The sequence below is a fragment of the Corallococcus exercitus genome (assembly GCF_003611585.1).
GTDB lineage: Bacteria > Myxococcota > Myxococcia > Myxococcales > Myxococcaceae > Corallococcus > Corallococcus exercitus.
In genome coordinates this window covers 1-1539 of record NZ_RAVW01000774.1, presented here as the reverse complement: position 1 = coordinate 1539, position 1539 = coordinate 1, and the positions used below count along the sequence as shown (strand labels likewise).

The 1539-nt window shown below is 67.6% G+C and carries 3 protein-coding genes; all 3 read right to left on the bottom strand.

Annotation, left to right across the window (positions count from 1 at the left end; translation table 11 throughout):
• Nucleotides 1–64: 64 nt before the first annotated feature.
• Nucleotides 65–499 carry a tetratricopeptide repeat protein gene (locus D7W79_RS41900; RefSeq protein ID WP_120530743.1) on the bottom strand — a complete coding sequence of 145 codons (435 nt, stop codon included), beginning with the start codon at nucleotides 497–499 and terminating at the stop codon, nucleotides 65–67.
• 95 nt (nucleotides 500–594) lie between these two features.
• Nucleotides 595–1152: a hypothetical protein gene (locus D7W79_RS41895; protein ID WP_120530742.1), complete on the bottom strand. Its 558-nt coding sequence runs from the start codon at nucleotides 1150–1152 to the stop codon at nucleotides 595–597.
• A 141-nt stretch (nucleotides 1153–1293) separates the two neighbouring features.
• Nucleotides 1294–1539 (bottom strand): hypothetical protein (locus D7W79_RS41890; RefSeq protein ID WP_120530741.1); only part of this gene is annotated, 246 nt, incomplete at its 5' end.

The window sequence follows — 1539 nt, the reverse complement described above, 5'->3', positions numbered from 1 at the left end:
GCCCTTCCCACCCCCACGTCCGACTCCACCGACAGCCATCGACGTACCTCCTTCTTCCTGCCTGCTACTTCTTCGGCGGAGGCAGGGCCCCCGCTTCCTTCGCCTGGATGAGCGCCTGGGCCAGCTTCGCGCCGTCGCTTTCCGGCTCCAGGTCGATGGCGGCCTTCAGTTCCTTGAGGGCCTCCGGCACCTTGCCCATGAACAGCAGGGCCTCCCCGGCGTGTGCCCGGGGCAGCGACGACAGGGGCGCCAGGCGCTGGGCGACCCGGTAGGCCGCCAGGGCCTTGTCATGCTTGCCCTGCGCGAACTCCACGGCGCCCAGGCCGATCTGCGGCACTTCGCTCTTGGGCATCAGCGCGGCGGCACCGACGAAGACCTCCTTGGCCTTGTCGAAGTGACCCATGTCCAGCCACAGGTAGCCAGACTCCAGCAGGACCATGGCCGGCTGGCGCGCCAGGGGCACGAGGCTGTTGGCAATCTCCGAAGGGGTCTCCGCCATGGACGTCGCGCTTCCTTTCCTGTCGCCGGAAGCACGGAAGGCGGCCGTCGAGGGCCGCCTTCCTTGCACCGGTCAGATTCCGCTGTCCGTGAAGACTAGCGGATGTTGCCGATGGAGTTCTTGGTCGTATCGTGCCGCGACTTCATCACGTTGGAAACAGCCGTGAAGAGCTGCGACTCGTGCTGCATGGCCGACTGGAGGTTCAGCAGCTTGACGTTGTCGTCCATCATCGTCTTGAGGCTGCTGTTGTTGGTCAGCTGATCCGACACCTGACCACCGGAGGCGCTGCCGCCGACGCTGGTGCCCAGCGACGTGGAGCCGCCCGTGGACACGCCCGTGCCCGGACCGGGCAGGTTGGTGGAGGGCACCGCGCCGGAGCCGGTGTTCATCACGCCGACGTAGGGGCCACCCTGCATGCCGGAGCCGGAGGCGCCGGAGAAGGTCTGCGCGGAGGAGACCGCGGCGGAGACGATGCCGGCGCCCGGAACGAAGCCGGCCACCGCGCCCACGCCCGCGCCCACGGCGCCGACGGTGCTGTTCAGGCCGTTCTGCACGCGCGCACCGAAGCTCGTGTTCGGCGTCTGCCGAGCCGTGGTCATCTGGGTGTTCATGCGCAGGTTCGGGCCCATCATGCCGCTGTCGATCTTGCTCATTTCAGCCTCCGCGCTGGTGCCAGCGTTGATTCAAAAGGGGAGCCGGGGATCATCCCGTGGCTCTTTCAATGGATTATCGGGAGAGCCAGCCGCCGGTTGCCTGCTGGTGACGAGAAATCGTCAGGGCTCCCGAAAAGCCTGTTATTTCCGGCCCTTGGACTGCTTCGATTCCGCGACGAGCTTCTCGCGGACGTCCACGAGCAGGGCCAGCAGCTCTTCGGACCGCGCGATCGCAGCCTGGGCCTTCTTGCCGACCTCCGCGCGCGGCCCCTTGAGGCCGGCGAGCCCCTCCTTCACGGGCGCGAAGAGCGCCTGGACGTCGCTGGCGGAGGCCTTCTCGATGAAGGTCTCGACGGCGGGGTAGGACGGGACAGGCAGTTCCTGGGG